This window comes from Bradyrhizobium genosp. SA-3 (assembly GCF_004212635.1).
In the GTDB taxonomy this organism is placed as follows: Bacteria; Pseudomonadota; Alphaproteobacteria; order Rhizobiales; family Xanthobacteraceae; genus Bradyrhizobium.
Genome location: NZ_PSRT01000012.1, coordinates 15,669 through 28,780, shown reverse-complemented (window position 1 = coordinate 28,780; position 13,112 = coordinate 15,669). Strand labels below are relative to the sequence as shown.

Genomic DNA, 13,112 nt, shown 5'->3' with positions numbered 1-13,112 from the left:
CTCTCTTTGCAGCGCAACAATTCCGCCGACCTACTACCTTGGTCGGGAAAATTTCACTGGCGAACTTCTCCGCCCGCATTAACTTAAGCGCGGGCGGATACGTCCGATTTCGCGAAAATGGAGAGCCAAATGGCCTGGAAAGCCCCGAAGATCGTCGAAGTGCCCTGTGGCATGGAAATCAACATGTATGTGAGCGCCACCCGCAAGTAAGCGGCGGGCGGTCTGCGTTCAGCGCAGGTGGATCTTTCGATCACAATAGGTTGCCGGAAGACATCATCTTTGTCGGCACTCGGTGTCGACCCGAGATCCACCTCGCAGCGTTCCCTCCAGGAGACGGATCATGCTTCGTGTCGTCGTCCTGGGCGCCGCAGCCGGCGGCGGAGTGCCGCAATGGAATTGCGGCTGCGAGGGCTGCCGAGCGGCCCGTGCCAGCGGCCATGACCTCTTGAGAACCCAGGCGTCGGTCGCCTTCAGCGGCGACGGCGAGCACTGGTTCCTGATCAACGCCTCCCCCGACCTTCGCCAGCAATTGAACGCCACGCCGCAGTTGCACCCGAAGGCGGGCGCGCTGCGCCATACGCCGATTGCCGGCGTGATCCTGACCAACGGCGAAGTGGACGCGGTCGCAGGCCTGCTGTCGATGCGCGAGGGCTCGCCCTTCACGGTTTATGCGCATGAGAAGGTGCTGGCGATCCTGAAGAGCAACAGCATCTTCAACGTGCTGAACGAGAAGAACGTGCGGCGCCAGCCGACCGACATCGGCGAGCCGTTCGAGCCGCGACTGCCGGACGGCGCGCGCTCAGGGATCGAGGTGCTGCCGTTCGCGGTGCCGGGCAAGTCGGCCTGGTATCTGGAAGGCAAGGCCCATCCTGGCGGCGAGACCGGCGACGGCGATACGCTGGGCCTGAAGATCACGGACAAGTCGACCGGCAAGTGCTTCTATTTCATCGCCGCCTGCGCCGAGGTCACCGACGCGCTCAAGACCGAGATCGACGGCGCGGCACTGGTGTTCTTCGATGGCACGGTGTGGCAGGACGACGAGATGATCAGGGCGGGCCTCGGCCACAAGACCGGCAAGAGCATGGGCCATGTCGCGATGTCCGGCGCCGACGGCGCGATCGCGCGGCTGGCCGATCTCACTATCGGCAGGAAGATTTTTCTGCATATCAATAACTCGAATCCGGCGCTGCTGCCCGCTTCACCCGAGCGGAAAGCCACTGAAGAGGCGGGCTGGCAGATACCCGCGGATGGAACGGAGATCGTGCTGTGAATACCGCGTCACTGACAGGAATGACCGCGCTCTCGATCGGCAAGGACATCAAGCTCAACTCGGCCGAGGAACTCGAGGCGACGCTGCGCCATATCGGGGCGACGCGCTATCACAGCCTGCATCCGTTCCATAAGCTGCTGCACGGCGGCAAGCTCGACAAGGGCCAAGTGCAGGCCTGGGCGCTCAACCGCTACTATTACCAGAGCACCATCCCGATCAAGGACGCGGTGGTGATCTCGCGCTTCCGCGACCGCGCCACGCGGCTGGAATGGCGCCATCGTATCGAGGACCATGACGGCGACGTCGGAACCGAGGGCGGCATCGAGCGCTGGCTCAAGCTGACCGAAGGCCTGGGTCTCGACACGGCTTACGTGGAATCGACCGAAGGCATCCTGCCGGCGACGCGCTTCGCGGTCGAGGCCTATGTCCACTATTGCCGCGAGAAGAGCCCGCTGGAGGCGATCGCCTCCTCGCTGACCGAATTGTTCGCGCCGAACCTGCACGAAGAGCGCATCTCCGGCATGCTGGCGCATTACGACTTCGTCAACCCCGACATCATGAGCTATTTCAAGCGACGCCTGACCCAGGCGCCGCGCGATGCCGGCTTTGCGCTCGACTACGTCAAGGCGCATGCCACGACGCTGGAGCAGCGCGCGCAGGTGTGCAACGCGCTGATCTTCAAGACCAACGTACTCTGGGTGCAGCTCGACGCGCTCTATCACGCCTATGTCGAGGGCCACATTCCGCCGGGCGCTTTCGTGCCCAAAGAAAACTAAGAAGGCGAGCTAACGAGGAACAGCAATGGCCGGGCCGCGGAACATCAGCGTCAGCGAGGCAAGCCGCCCCGTGCTGCCGCGGCATGCCAAACTGAAGTATGACGAGACGCGCCAAGTCTGGGTGATCCTGGCGCCGGAACGGGTGCTGGCCCCAGACGAGATCGCGGTCGAGGTCTTGCAGCTCTGCGACGGCGAGCGCAATGTCGGCGACGTCGCAGACCAGCTGGCGGCGAAATACGCCGCGCCGCGCGAGGCGATCCTCGCCGACGTCATCGTCATGCTGCAGGGTCTCGCCGACAAGGGCTTTCTCACCGAGGCCCGGGAGAAGACGTCATGAGCGATGTGCTCGGCAATCCCACCATCCCGCCAGATGTTAGCGACAGCCTCGCGGTGCTGGAGAAGCAGCGCTCGACGGCGGAGACGTTCGGCATTCCGCTCGCCGTGCTGCTCGAGATCACCCATCGCTGCCCGCTGCAATGCCCCTATTGCTCCAACCCGGTCGAGCTCGACCGCTCGGGCAAGGAGCTGACCACCGATGAGTGGAAGAAGGTGCTGAGCGAGCTCGCCGAGATCGGCGTGCTCCAGGTGCATTTCTCCGGCGGCGAGCCGACGGCGCGGAAGGACCTGGTCGAGCTGGTCAAGCACGCCAGCGATTCCGGGCTCTACACCAACCTCATCACCTCGGCCGTGCTGCTGACGCGCGAGCGGCTGAGCGATCTTGCGGATGCCGGGCTCTGCCACGTCCAGATCAGCTTCCAAGGCGTTGAAGAGGGCCTTGCCGATCGCGTCGCTGGTTACAAAAACGGGCACCGCAAGAAGCTCGAAGTCGCCAGATGGACGCGCGAGCTCGATTTGCCGCTCACCGTGAACGCGGTGATGCATCGGCAGAACCTGCACCAGCTCCCCGACATCATCCAGATGGCGGTCGATCTCGACGCCGATCGGCTCGAGGTCGCCAACGTGCAGTATTACGGCTGGGCGCTGAAGAACCGCGCTGCCTTGATGCCGACGGTGGCGCAACTCGACGAATGCACCCGCCTCGTCGAGGAGGCACGCGAGCGGCTCAAGGGCACGATCGCGATCGACTACGTCGTTCCCGACTATTACGCGCTGCGGCCGAAGAAGTGCATGGGCGGCTGGGGCCGGCAGTTCTTCAACATCTCGCCCGCCGGCAAGGTGCTGCCGTGCCACGCCGCCGAGAGCATCACCGGGCTCGAGTTCGAATCCGTGCGCTCGAATCACTCGATTGCCTGGATCTGGCAGAACTCCGAAGCCTTCAACCGCTATCGCGGCACCGGCTGGATGAAGGAGCCGTGCAAGTCTTGCGAATTCCGCGAGATCGATTTCGGCGGCTGCCGCTGCCAGGCTTTCGCGCTGACGGGCGATGCCGCCAACACCGATCCCGCTTGCGCGCTGTCGCCGCTGCACGAGACCATCTTCAAGCAGGCCGAGCGCGAGCCGAGGGCGAGACCAACCGCTTCCTCTATCGCAACTTCGCCGGCGGCACTCTGGAATCCGAGAATGGGACCTGACGCCGACGCGGCCAGCTCGATCAGGCGGGCCGATCCCTTTGCGCCGCTGACCTCCGACATGCTCGATGTCGGCGACGGCTTTGAGCTCTATGTCGAGAGCATCGGCCGCGCGGACGGCATCCCAGCGATCTATCTGCATGGCGGCCCCGGCAGCGGCTGCCAGCCCGATCATCGCCGCCTGTTCGATCCTGATCGCTTCTGCGCCGTGCTGTTCGACCAGCGCGGCTGCGGCCGCAGCCGTCCGAAGGGATCGCGCGAGCACAACACCACGGCGCATCTGATCGCGGACATGGAGAAGATCCGCGAGAAATTTGGCTTCCAACGCTGGATGGCGGTCGGCGGCTCCTGGGGCGCGACGCTGGCGCTGGCCTATGCAGAGGCGCATCCCGAGCGCGTCTCCGGCATCGCGCTGCGCGCGACGTTTCTCGGCACGCGGGCGGAGGTCGAGACGGCGTTCACCTCGCGCCTGTCGCAATTCTATCCCGCGCTGTACGAGGATTTTCTCAGCGTGCTGCCGCTAGAGGAGCGGGCGCGGCCGGTGGAGGCCTATTGGCGCCGCATCCTCGATGCCGATCCCGCCGTGCACGGCCCCGCCGCGCGGGCCTGGCACGACACCGAACGCACCTTGTCCGAGCACAAGCCCGCCAAGACGCGGCTGGACCTGGCCGCGCTGAACGTGTGGCGCACGCTGCCTGCGACACCGTTCATGGAGGCGCACTATTTCGTCAACGACAGCTTCATGACCGAGAGCCAGCTGTTGCGAAATGCGGGGCGGCTCGCCGGCATCCCCGGGATCATCGTCCAGGGCCGCTACGATCTGTTGTGCCCGCCTGAGACATCGCAGGCACTCGCGAAGGTTTGGCTGGATTGCGAGCTTCGCGTCGTGGAAGAAGCCGGACATTCGCTCTATGATACCGGCGTGCGGGACGCGGTCATGAAGTCGATCGCGGACCTCGCGTCGAAGACCGCGCGATAACAGGATAAGAAAAATGCCGCTCGCCGGGAAAGGCATGCTGCTGACGTCGATGAACATCGACGCGGCCGATGAGGCCGATTTCAACCGCTGGTACGATCGCGAGCATCTGGAAGAACGCGTCGCGATCGACGGATTCCTGGAGGCGCGGCGCTATGTCGCGCATGCCGCCAATCCCAAATACCTCTGCCTGTATTCGACCGCCACGCTCGACGTGCTCGACAGCCCCGCCTACCGCGTGCGGCTCGCGAGCCCGACCGAGTGGTCGCGGCAATGCATGGCACGTTTCAAGGACATGCTCCGCGTCGTCGCGCGCATCACCATCAGCAACGGCACCGGACGTGGCGCCGCGCTCGGCGTGGTGCGGCTGCGACCGTCACCCGACAACGCAGCGCGATGGCGCGATGCACTGCAAGACAAGCTGGCGCCGGACCAGCGCGACGGCATCATCTCCATGCACCTTCTGGAGAGCGAGCCCGAATTGTCGGGTGCAACGGCGGACATTCCGGCGGTGCGCAATGAAGGCGCGCACGACTGGTTCGTGCTGATCGACGGCACGCATGTCGGTGCTGTCTCGGCTGTGATCGCCGAGCGCTTCACCGGCCCCGCCGCGGCGCCTTTGCCGCTTCCGATCTCCGTCGGCACCTATTGCCTGATGTGGGATTTGACCGAGAGCGACATCGCGCGCGGCTAGCGCGCTCACACACGCATCGCAATATGCTGCACCGCACGCATATCGCGCGCCGTGCGTTAATGCTGTGCGCGCGTAGCTCCCATGAAAGGCGGTGATCGCGCAAATTTGCCGTTGTACTTCGGAGTGGTTCTAATAAGCTAACCCAATGACGTCATTCAGAAACCAGATCGAAGCGCATTAAAGCGCTCGCCAAGCTCAAGAAAAGGCCGCGGGGTCTTTGGGCCTGCGCGGACAGGGTAGGAATGAAACCGACCGACATTGCGGCCCCCGACTACTTTCACAAAGTGGTCGATTGCCAGTGGGCCTGTCCTGCGCACACCCCGGTTCCCGAATATATCCGACTGATCGCACAAGGCCGCTACAGCGACGCCTACATGATCAATTGGAAATCGAACGTGTTCCCTGGAATTTTGGGACGCACCTGCGATCGTCCATGCGAGCCGGCGTGCCGCCGCGGACGCGTCGAGGACAATCCGGTCGCGATCTGCCGCCTCAAGCGCGTCGCCGCCGACTTCAAGGACGACATCAAGCAGCGCCTGCCGCGCCCCGCCGCGAAGAACGGCAAGCGCGTTGCGCTGGTCGGCGGCGGTCCGGCCTCGCTGACGGTGGCGCGCGATCTCGCGCCGCTCGGCTATCACTGCACCGTGTTCGATGCCGATCCCGAAGCCGGCGGCATGATGCGCACGCAGATCCCGAAATTCCGCCTGCCCAATTCCGTCATCGACGAGGAGACCGGCTACATCCTGGGTCTCGGCGTCGACTTCAAGGGCGGTCACCGCATCGACAGCATGAAGGCGCTGCTCGCGGAGAAGTATGATGCGATCTTCGTCGGCTCCGGCGCGCCGCGCGGCCGCGAGCTCGACATTCCCGGCCGCAAGGAAGCCGCCGCCAACATCCATATCGGCATCGAGTGGCTGGCCTCGGTGTCGTTCGGCCATACCGACAGAATAGGCAAGCGCGTGATCGTGCTCGGCGGCGGCAACACCGCGATGGATTGCTGCCGCACCGCGCGCCGCCTCGGCGGCGAAGACGTCAAGGTCGTCGTGCGCTCCGGCTTCGAGGAGATGAAGGCCTCGCCCTGGGAGAAGGAGGACGCGATCCACGAGGACATCCCGATCCTCAACTTCCTCGTCCCCGTCGCATTCATCCACGACAATGGCAAGCTCACCGGCATCACCTTCCAGAAGGTGAAGGCCGAATACGACGCCAAGGGCCGCCGCAACCTCGTTCCATCGGGTGAGCCCGACCAGACCTTCGAATGCGACGACGTGCTGGTCGCGGTCGGCCAGGAGAACGCCTTTCCGTGGATCGAGCAGGATTGCGGTATCGAGTTCGACAAATGGCACATGCCCAAGGTCGATCCGAACACCTTCGTCTCGACCAATCCAAAGGTGTTCTTCGGCGGTGATGCCGCGTTCGGCCCCAAGAACATCATCTGGGCGGTCGCGCACGGCCATGACGCCGCGCTGTCGATCCACAAACTGCTCTCGGGTGAGGATGTCAGCGAACGCCCGCTGCCGGAGGTGCAAATCTCCTCGCAGAAGATGGGCATCCACGAATGGAGCTATGACAACGACATCTCGATCGACAAGCGCTTCAAGGTGCCGCATCGCGACAAGGTCGTCGCGCTGAAGGACATCCGCGCCGAGGTCGAGCTCGGCTACGACGTCAAGCTCGCGCTCGGCGAGGCGCATCGCTGCCTGAACTGCGACGTGCAGACCGTGTTCTCGACCTCGCTCTGCATCGAGTGCGATGCCTGCGCCGACATCTGCCCGATGGATTGCATCACCTTCACTGATAACGGCGAGGAAAACGACCTGCGCCAGCGGCTGAAGGCGCCCGCGCCGCATCCGGACCAGGATCTCTACGTCTCCTCGGATCTCAAGACCGGGCGAGTGATGGTGAAGGACGAGGACGTCTGCCTGCATTGCGGGCTGTGCGCCGAGCGTTGTCCCACCGGCGCCTGGGACATGCAGAAATATTTCATCGAGATGACCCACGCAGGTTCGACATGCCCGACAAAAAGCCGCTCAGCAGCGTAAACGACTTCGTCGTCCGCTTCGCCAACGTCAACGGCTCGGGCTCGGCCAGCGCCAACGAGATGTTCGCGCGCGCGATCCTGCGCCATGGCGTTCCGGTCTCACCGCGCAACATCTTCCCCTCCAACATCCAGGGCCTGCCGACCTGGTACGAGGTGCGGGTGACGGAAGAGGGCCATCTCGGCGCCCGCGGTGGCGTCGACATGATGGTGGCGATGAACCCGCAGACCTGGGACAAGGACGTCGCCGGCATCGAGCCCGGCGGCTATTTGTTCTACGATTCCACCAAGCCGATGCCGTCGACCAAATTCCGCGACGACATCACCGTGATCGGCGTGCCGCTCACCGCGATCACCAACTCGACCTATACCGATCCGCGCCAGCGCCAGCTGTTCAAGAACATCATCTATCTAGGCAGCCTCAGTGCGCTGCTCGACATGGATCCGAAGCTGATCGAGCAACTGATCGGCGAGCAGTACAAGGGCAAGGAGAAGCTGCTCTCCTCCAACGTCCACGCGCTGCATCTCGGCCGCGACTGGGCGCTGCAGAACCTGAAATGCCCGATCGGGCTGCGGGTGAAGAAGTCCGACAAGGTCGGCGATCGCATCTTCATCGAGGGCAACAGCGCCGCCGCGCTCGGTGCCGTCTACGGCGGCGCCACCGTGTGCGCCTGGTATCCGATCACGCCGTCGTCGTCGGTGGCGGAGGCCTTCACCGCCCACTGCAAGAAGTACCGCCACGATCCTGAGACCGGCAAGGCGAAATACGCCATCGTGCAGGGCGAGGACGAGCTGGCCTCGATCGGCATCGTCATTGGCGCCTCCTGGAACGGCGCCCGCGCCTTCACCGCGACCTCGGGCCCCGGCATCTCGCTGATGACGGAGTTCATCGGCCTCTCATACTTTGCCGAGATTCCCGCCGTCATCATGAACATCCAGCGCGCCGGCCCCTCGACGGGCATGCCGACTCGCACCCAGCAATGCGACATCATCGCCTGCGCCTATGCTTCGCACGGCGACACCAAGCATGTGCTGCTGTTCCCCGAAGATCCCGCCGAAGCGTTCGAGTTCGCCGCCGCCGCGTTCGACCTCGCCGAGCGGCTGCAGACCACGATCTTCCTGATGCTCGACCTCGACATCGGCATGAACCATCGGCTCTGCCGCCCGCTGAAATGGGACGATGCCCGGCAATATGACCGCGGCAAGATCATGACGGCGGAGATGCTGGAGGAAGGCCGCGACTTCGGCCGCTATCTCGACGTCGACGGCGACGGCATCCCCTACCGCACCTATCCCGGGACACATCCGACCAAGGGCTCCTACTTCACCCGCGGCACCTCGCGCGACCGCTATGCGCGCTACTCCGAGGAAGGCACGGTCTATGCCGACAACATGCAGCGCCTGGTGCGCAAGTTCGAGAGCGCGCAGGACCTCGTACCGCGGCCGCTGCAGGCCAATGCGGAACGGCCGACCAAATATGGCGTGATCTATTTCGGCTCGACCTCGCCGGCGATGGACGAAGCGGTCGGCCTGTTGGAAGCGCGTGGACACCAACTCGATCGTCTGCGCATTCGTGCCTTCCCGTTCCACTCCAGCGTTGCGAGCTTCCTCGCCGAGCACGACTTCGTCTACGTGGTCGAGCAGAACCGCGACAGCCAACTGCGCCAGCTCATCGTCAACGAGAATGGCATCGATCCCGTCCGCCTCGTGCCGATCGTGCATTACGACGGCACCCCGATCACCGCCCGCTTCATCGCAAAAGCCATTGGCGACCATCAGGATCACCTCAAGGTGACCCCGCTCCGCAAGGCCGTGTCATGACCTATATTGCCAAGCCGAAATTCCACCATCCGGGCCTGAAGAAGAACGAGCTCGGCTACACCCGCCGCGATTACGAAGGCAAGATCTCGACCCTGTGCGCCGGCTGCGGCCACGATTCGATCACTGCCTCGATCATCGAGGCCTGTTACGAGCTCTCGATCGAGCCGCATCGAGTGGCAAAGATCTCCGGCATCGGCTGCTCGTCGAAGACGCCGGACTATTTCCTCGGCAACTCACACGGCTTCAACTCGGTGCATGGCCGCATGCCCAGCGTGCTGACCGGCGCCAACCTCGCCAACCGCGATTTGATCTATCTCGGCGTCTCCGGCGACGGCGATTCCGCCTCGATCGGCTTCGGCCAGTTCGCGCATTCGATCCGGCGCGCCGTCAACATGACCTATATCGTCGAAAACAACGGCGTCTATGGCCTGACCAAGGGCCAGTTCTCGGCCACCGCTGACCGCGGCTCGAAATCCAAGAAGGGCGTCACCAACACCGACAACGCGATCGACCTCGTCGCGATCGCGCTGCAACTTGGTGCCACCTTCGTCGCGCGCTCCTTCTCCGGCGACAAGACCCAGCTCGTGCCGCTGATCGCGGCGGCGATCCGCCACAAGGGCGCGTCGTTCATCGACGTCATCAGCCCCTGCATCGCCTTCAACAACCATGCCGGCTCGACCAAGAGCTTTGACTATGTCCGCGAGCACAATGACGCGGTGAACCGGCTCGACGTACTGGTCGGCCGCGATCCGATCGCTGTGGACTATGCGCCGGGCACGGTGCAGGTGGTGGAACAGCACGACGGCAGCAACGTCGCGCTGCGCAAGATCGACGCCGACTACGATCCGCATGACCGTTTGGGCGCGATGACCTTCCTCCAGAAACACGCCGCCAAAGGGCAGATCGTCACCGGCCTGCTCTATGTCGACCCCGACGCGGAAGACCTGCACGAGCATCTCAACACGGTCGAGACGCCGCTCAACACGCTGGAGGCGGACACGCTGTGCCCGGGCTCGGCGGTGCTGGACAAGATCAACGCCAGCCTGCGGTGATCATTTACTCCGCGCTGAAGCCGTCGGCCTGACGCGAATCGTGATCTTCTCCGACACGACCGGCGGTACGAACGGATAGTGCTTGGCGTCGCCGAGCACCAGCTGCAGCGTGTGCGTGCCCGGCGGAAGGTCCAGCATGGTTTCGGTCTGCCCTGCACCGAAATGCAGGTGCGACTTGTCCTGCGGGATCGGCTCCTTGGGATCGATGGGATCGTTGACGTCGACCAGCAGATGGTGATGACCGGCGTTCTGGTAGTCATCGCCAGCATGCGTCACGCCCATGTTGCGTAAGCCGAACCGGACCCAGAATCCACCGCGAACTTTCTGCCCGTCATGCGGCGTGATGAAATAGAGTCTGGCGTCCTTGTGCGCGCTCTTGCCCTGCGAGTAGGCCGCGCCCGGGAGCAATGCGATCGCGGCCGCCAGGGCGACACAGGAAATGATCTTCATCAAATCTACTCCAGCACTCACGGACTGAGTGCGACACGGAATCCATGCGTGGGGTAACGGACATTGGTGTCGTAACCATCGCGGTTTGACGGCCGGACATATCTTGAATCGTTCTTCCAGGAGCCCGACCGCAGGACATGAGAGCTGCAGTCCGCGCTGCTCCATGCCGAGCCGTCGCTCGGCGCGCCCTGATAGATCCTGTGCCAGCAGTCTTCGACCCACTGATCGATGCCGCCGCCCATGTCGTAGAGCCCGAATGGATTGGGCTTGAAGCTGCCGACCTTGGCCGGCTGCTCGGCCGCAAGATCACCGCAATCCTTGCATCCGGCCATGCCCGGCTGGAGCTTGTCGCCCCACCAATATTTGGTCTGCGTTCCGCCGCGCGCCGCATATTCCCATTCGGCTTCGCTCGGAAGCCGGTAGGCCTTCTTCGTCGCTTGCGCGAGCCAGGCGGCATATTGCTGCGCGTCGGTCCAGCTCACATTGCTGACGGGCGTATCGTCCTTGCCGGTGGCGGTGAATCCGCACGCCTTGGCGGCGGCGCATTCGTTCCATTCCTGCACCGTCACCGGATATTTTCCGATCGAGAACGGCTTGATCGTGACCTGGTGGACAGGCCGTTCGGTCGGATCGTCATTGCTTCCCATCGCGAAGCTGCCGCCGCGAATGCCGATCATCTCGGGTTCGCGAGGTGGCGTCGCCGATGGGCTGGGGGCCGGTGACGACGACGGAGGGGCAGAAGCCAGTGATGGGGATGGTTGTGGAGTCTGCGTCGCCGCTTCCCGCGGCGACGGCTGCGGGATCGGTGACGCCGCCGGGGAAGCGGTTGGCGTGGCCGCCTGCTCGCCCATCCTGCCGGGCTGCGTCAGCAAATACCAAAGTGAGCCCGTGGCAATCATCAAGACTGTGATGCCCAAGAGGAAGATCAGGACATTCTCGCGCCGGCTTCGCGTCCTGCCGACCGCATCGGCATCCGGCAGCACGCGATAGATGCGCACCGGATCGGTGATGTTCTTGACCTTGCGGTCCCCGAGCGACTCATAGCCGCACACCACCTTGTGCTTGATCTGCTCGTAGATCGCGCCCGAGATATAGACCTGACCGGGCTCGGCAATGCCCTCGATGCGCGTGGCGATGTTGACGCCGTCGCCGTAGACATCGTCCGGCTCCACGATCACGTCGCCGAGATTGACGCCGATCCGGTATTCGAGGCGCGAATGCTTCGGAAGCGAGGCGTTGCGGCCGATGAGGTTCTGCTGGATGACGATGCTGCAGCGAACGGCCTCAACAGGGCTATCGAAGATGGCGATGAAGCCATCGCCCGTCGTCTTCACCAGAGTTCCATGATGCTCGACGATGGTGGGCTGGATGAGGTCGCGCTCGATCCGCTTGACGCGGACATGCGTGCCCTCCTCGTCGGCCTGCATCATGCGGCTGTAGGACGCGATGTCGCCTACGATGATTGCTGCGAGACGGCGAGGCATGGAGTCGCGTGGAGGCGGCCCATCCTGATTTCCGGATCTGAAGTTGCGAATTTCGCCCATTGCGGGGGACTCCACAAACTTAACAAGGCAGTCCCAGCTTACGACTGCCAAAGGCGGTCGTCTGTGAAAGCTATCACATTGACGAACCAAGACAATGTCGCAGCAATTGCCGGCATCGGGTTCCGAAGCATCAAGGCGCTACACCGCTTGAACCTTCTTGATCCCATCAATGACTAAGGCCCGGCGCGAAGCCACTGGCCCGAGTCGGCGCCGCGATGGTCGCACGAAGCGACTTCTGAAGCTTGAACGCGATGCATCTCGCCTGCGTCTAACGGACAGGAGTTCTGTCCTGCTGCGGCAAGGTTGTCACGCGCTCGAGGTTGTCATGAAGCTCTCCATCTTTGCTGCCCTCACTTTGGCTGCGCTAACCAGCGTCGCCCACGCCGATGAGGACAAGGTCCGGGAGACCACAAAGGCAGAAGCCGACGCCTTCAATGCGCGGCTCTATGCGGGGGCGCCTGCTGACAAGGCCTATGCCTGCTTCGTCCGCCGCTACGATGCCGAGCATCTGGCGCGGCATCCCAAGCAGAAAGTCGCTTCCATGAAGCTGTTGATCTCGGCGGAAACCGACAAGGAAGACAAGCAGCTGCACAATTCCTTCCGCCTCGGTTTTCGCTATCGCCATCGCTCGGGCGATTTCGACTCCAGCGGCTCGTGCGGCAGTCATGCAGTGCTTCTCAGTCAGGGGGACGAGGTCCGCATGGGCTGCGGCGTCGACTGCGAGGGCGGCGGGATCGAGGTGGCGCTCTCCAAGGACAACAAGTCCGCGATCATCCGGCTCGAACAGGTCAGGGTCTGGCAGAACAACAAGCCGGATGATGAGGCCGAGCAATCGCTGGTCGCCGGCGCCGACGACAAGATCTTCCGCCTCAACCGTACCGACAATAGCGAGTGCGCTTCGCTCGTGACCGACCGCAAGGAACTCGCCGCGCTGCGTCACAAATGATATGTGTCCGGCAAAG

At 63.6% G+C, this 13,112-nt stretch carries 12 protein-coding genes and 1 pseudogene; 11 read left to right on the top strand and 2 right to left on the bottom strand.

Annotation, left to right across the window (positions count from 1 at the left end):
- Positions 1-129 precede the first annotated feature (129 nt).
- The 10 genes and pseudogenes from pqqA (at position 130) to CWO91_RS05705 (ending at position 10,156) form a co-directional block, all read left to right on the top strand.
- The gene (pqqA, locus tag CWO91_RS05750) at positions 130-210 is read left to right on the top strand and encodes a pyrroloquinoline quinone precursor peptide PqqA (protein ID WP_007595659.1); all 81 of its coding nucleotides are present in this window, start codon (positions 130-132) and stop codon (positions 208-210) included.
- 130 nt (positions 211-340) lie between these two features.
- Positions 341-1,270: a pyrroloquinoline quinone biosynthesis protein PqqB gene (gene pqqB / locus CWO91_RS05745; protein ID WP_130212600.1), complete on the top strand. Its 930-nt coding sequence runs from the start codon at positions 341-343 to the stop codon at positions 1,268-1,270.
- A gap of 20 nt (positions 1,271-1,290) precedes the next feature.
- Positions 1,291-2,046 carry a pyrroloquinoline-quinone synthase PqqC gene (pqqC, locus tag CWO91_RS05740; RefSeq protein ID WP_433995548.1) on the top strand — a complete coding sequence of 252 codons (756 nt, stop codon included), beginning with the start codon at positions 1,291-1,293 and terminating at the stop codon, positions 2,044-2,046.
- A gap of 25 nt (positions 2,047-2,071) precedes the next feature.
- Complete coding sequence (gene pqqD, locus CWO91_RS05735) at positions 2,072-2,383, top strand: pyrroloquinoline quinone biosynthesis peptide chaperone PqqD (protein ID WP_130212598.1); 312 nt, start codon at positions 2,072-2,074, stop codon at positions 2,381-2,383.
- Positions 2,380-3,578 (top strand): annotated as a pseudogene (pqqE, locus tag CWO91_RS44080) (pyrroloquinoline quinone biosynthesis protein PqqE). Before pqqD ends, pqqE begins: the two are co-directional and overlap by 4 nt.
- Positions 3,568-4,554: a prolyl aminopeptidase gene (pip, locus tag CWO91_RS44075; RefSeq protein WP_130212597.1), complete on the top strand. Its 987-nt coding sequence runs from the start codon at positions 3,568-3,570 to the stop codon at positions 4,552-4,554. Before pqqE ends, pip begins: the two are co-directional and overlap by 11 nt.
- 13 nt (positions 4,555-4,567) lie before the next feature.
- Complete coding sequence (locus CWO91_RS05720; protein ID WP_130212596.1) at positions 4,568-5,245, top strand: DUF4286 family protein; 678 nt, start codon at positions 4,568-4,570, stop codon at positions 5,243-5,245.
- Between the two features lie 242 nt (positions 5,246-5,487).
- The gene (locus tag CWO91_RS05715; RefSeq protein WP_130212595.1) at positions 5,488-7,287 is read left to right on the top strand and encodes an FAD-dependent oxidoreductase; all 1,800 of its coding nucleotides are present in this window, start codon (positions 5,488-5,490) and stop codon (positions 7,285-7,287) included.
- Positions 7,257-9,104 carry a 2-oxoacid:acceptor oxidoreductase subunit alpha gene (locus CWO91_RS05710; RefSeq protein ID WP_165405245.1) on the top strand — a complete coding sequence of 616 codons (1,848 nt, stop codon included), beginning with the start codon at positions 7,257-7,259 and terminating at the stop codon, positions 9,102-9,104. Before CWO91_RS05715 ends, CWO91_RS05710 begins: the two co-directional genes overlap by 31 nt.
- On the top strand, positions 9,101-10,156 hold the full coding sequence (locus CWO91_RS05705; protein ID WP_130212593.1) for a 2-oxoacid:ferredoxin oxidoreductase subunit beta: 1,056 nt from the start codon (positions 9,101-9,103) through the stop codon (positions 10,154-10,156). The genes CWO91_RS05710 and CWO91_RS05705 overlap by 4 nt, the downstream gene beginning before the upstream one ends.
- Here the strand turns inward: CWO91_RS05705 and CWO91_RS05700 are convergent, their stop codons facing one another.
- Together CWO91_RS05700 and CWO91_RS05695 are read right to left on the bottom strand one after the other, a co-directional pair.
- On the bottom strand, positions 10,157-10,606 hold the full coding sequence (locus CWO91_RS05700; protein WP_130212592.1) for a DUF4399 domain-containing protein: 450 nt from the start codon (positions 10,604-10,606) through the stop codon (positions 10,157-10,159). It lies immediately after the preceding gene.
- A gap of 17 nt (positions 10,607-10,623) precedes the next feature.
- The gene (locus CWO91_RS05695) at positions 10,624-12,150 is read right to left on the bottom strand and encodes an SUMF1/EgtB/PvdO family nonheme iron enzyme (protein ID WP_130212591.1); all 1,527 of its coding nucleotides are present in this window, start codon (positions 12,148-12,150) and stop codon (positions 10,624-10,626) included.
- 325 nt (positions 12,151-12,475) lie between these two features.
- Between CWO91_RS05695 and CWO91_RS05690 the strand changes: the two genes are divergently transcribed.
- Complete coding sequence (locus CWO91_RS05690; RefSeq protein ID WP_130212590.1) at positions 12,476-13,096, top strand: hypothetical protein; 621 nt, start codon at positions 12,476-12,478, stop codon at positions 13,094-13,096.
- Positions 13,097-13,112 lie beyond the last annotated feature (16 nt).

What these genes read in the sequence shown, in the direction of transcription:
- CWO91_RS05695 (WP_130212591.1), bottom strand. Translation starts at nt 12,150, where the DNA reads ATGGGCGAAATTCGCAACTTCAGATCCGGAAATCAGGATGGGCCGCCT.
- CWO91_RS05715 (WP_130212595.1), top strand. Translation starts at nt 5,488, where the DNA reads ATGAAACCGACCGACATTGCGGCCCCCGACTACTTTCACAAAGTGGTC.
- CWO91_RS05705 (WP_130212593.1), top strand. Translation starts at nt 9,101, where the DNA reads ATGACCTATATTGCCAAGCCGAAATTCCACCATCCGGGCCTGAAGAAG.
- CWO91_RS05700 (WP_130212592.1), bottom strand. Translation starts at nt 10,606, where the DNA reads ATGAAGATCATTTCCTGTGTCGCCCTGGCGGCCGCGATCGCATTGCTC.
- CWO91_RS05720 (WP_130212596.1), top strand. Translation starts at nt 4,568, where the DNA reads ATGCCGCTCGCCGGGAAAGGCATGCTGCTGACGTCGATGAACATCGAC.
- pqqB (WP_130212600.1), top strand. Translation starts at nt 341, where the DNA reads ATGCTTCGTGTCGTCGTCCTGGGCGCCGCAGCCGGCGGCGGAGTGCCG.
- CWO91_RS05710 (WP_165405245.1), top strand. Translation starts at nt 7,257, where the DNA reads ATGCCCGACAAAAAGCCGCTCAGCAGCGTAAACGACTTCGTCGTCCGC.
- pqqA (WP_007595659.1), top strand. Translation starts at nt 130, where the DNA reads ATGGCCTGGAAAGCCCCGAAGATCGTCGAAGTGCCCTGTGGCATGGAA.
- pip (WP_130212597.1), top strand. Translation starts at nt 3,568, where the DNA reads ATGGGACCTGACGCCGACGCGGCCAGCTCGATCAGGCGGGCCGATCCC.
- pqqD (WP_130212598.1), top strand. Translation starts at nt 2,072, where the DNA reads ATGGCCGGGCCGCGGAACATCAGCGTCAGCGAGGCAAGCCGCCCCGTG.
- pqqC (WP_433995548.1), top strand. Translation starts at nt 1,291, where the DNA reads ATGACCGCGCTCTCGATCGGCAAGGACATCAAGCTCAACTCGGCCGAG.
- CWO91_RS05690 (WP_130212590.1), top strand. Translation starts at nt 12,476, where the DNA reads ATGAAGCTCTCCATCTTTGCTGCCCTCACTTTGGCTGCGCTAACCAGC.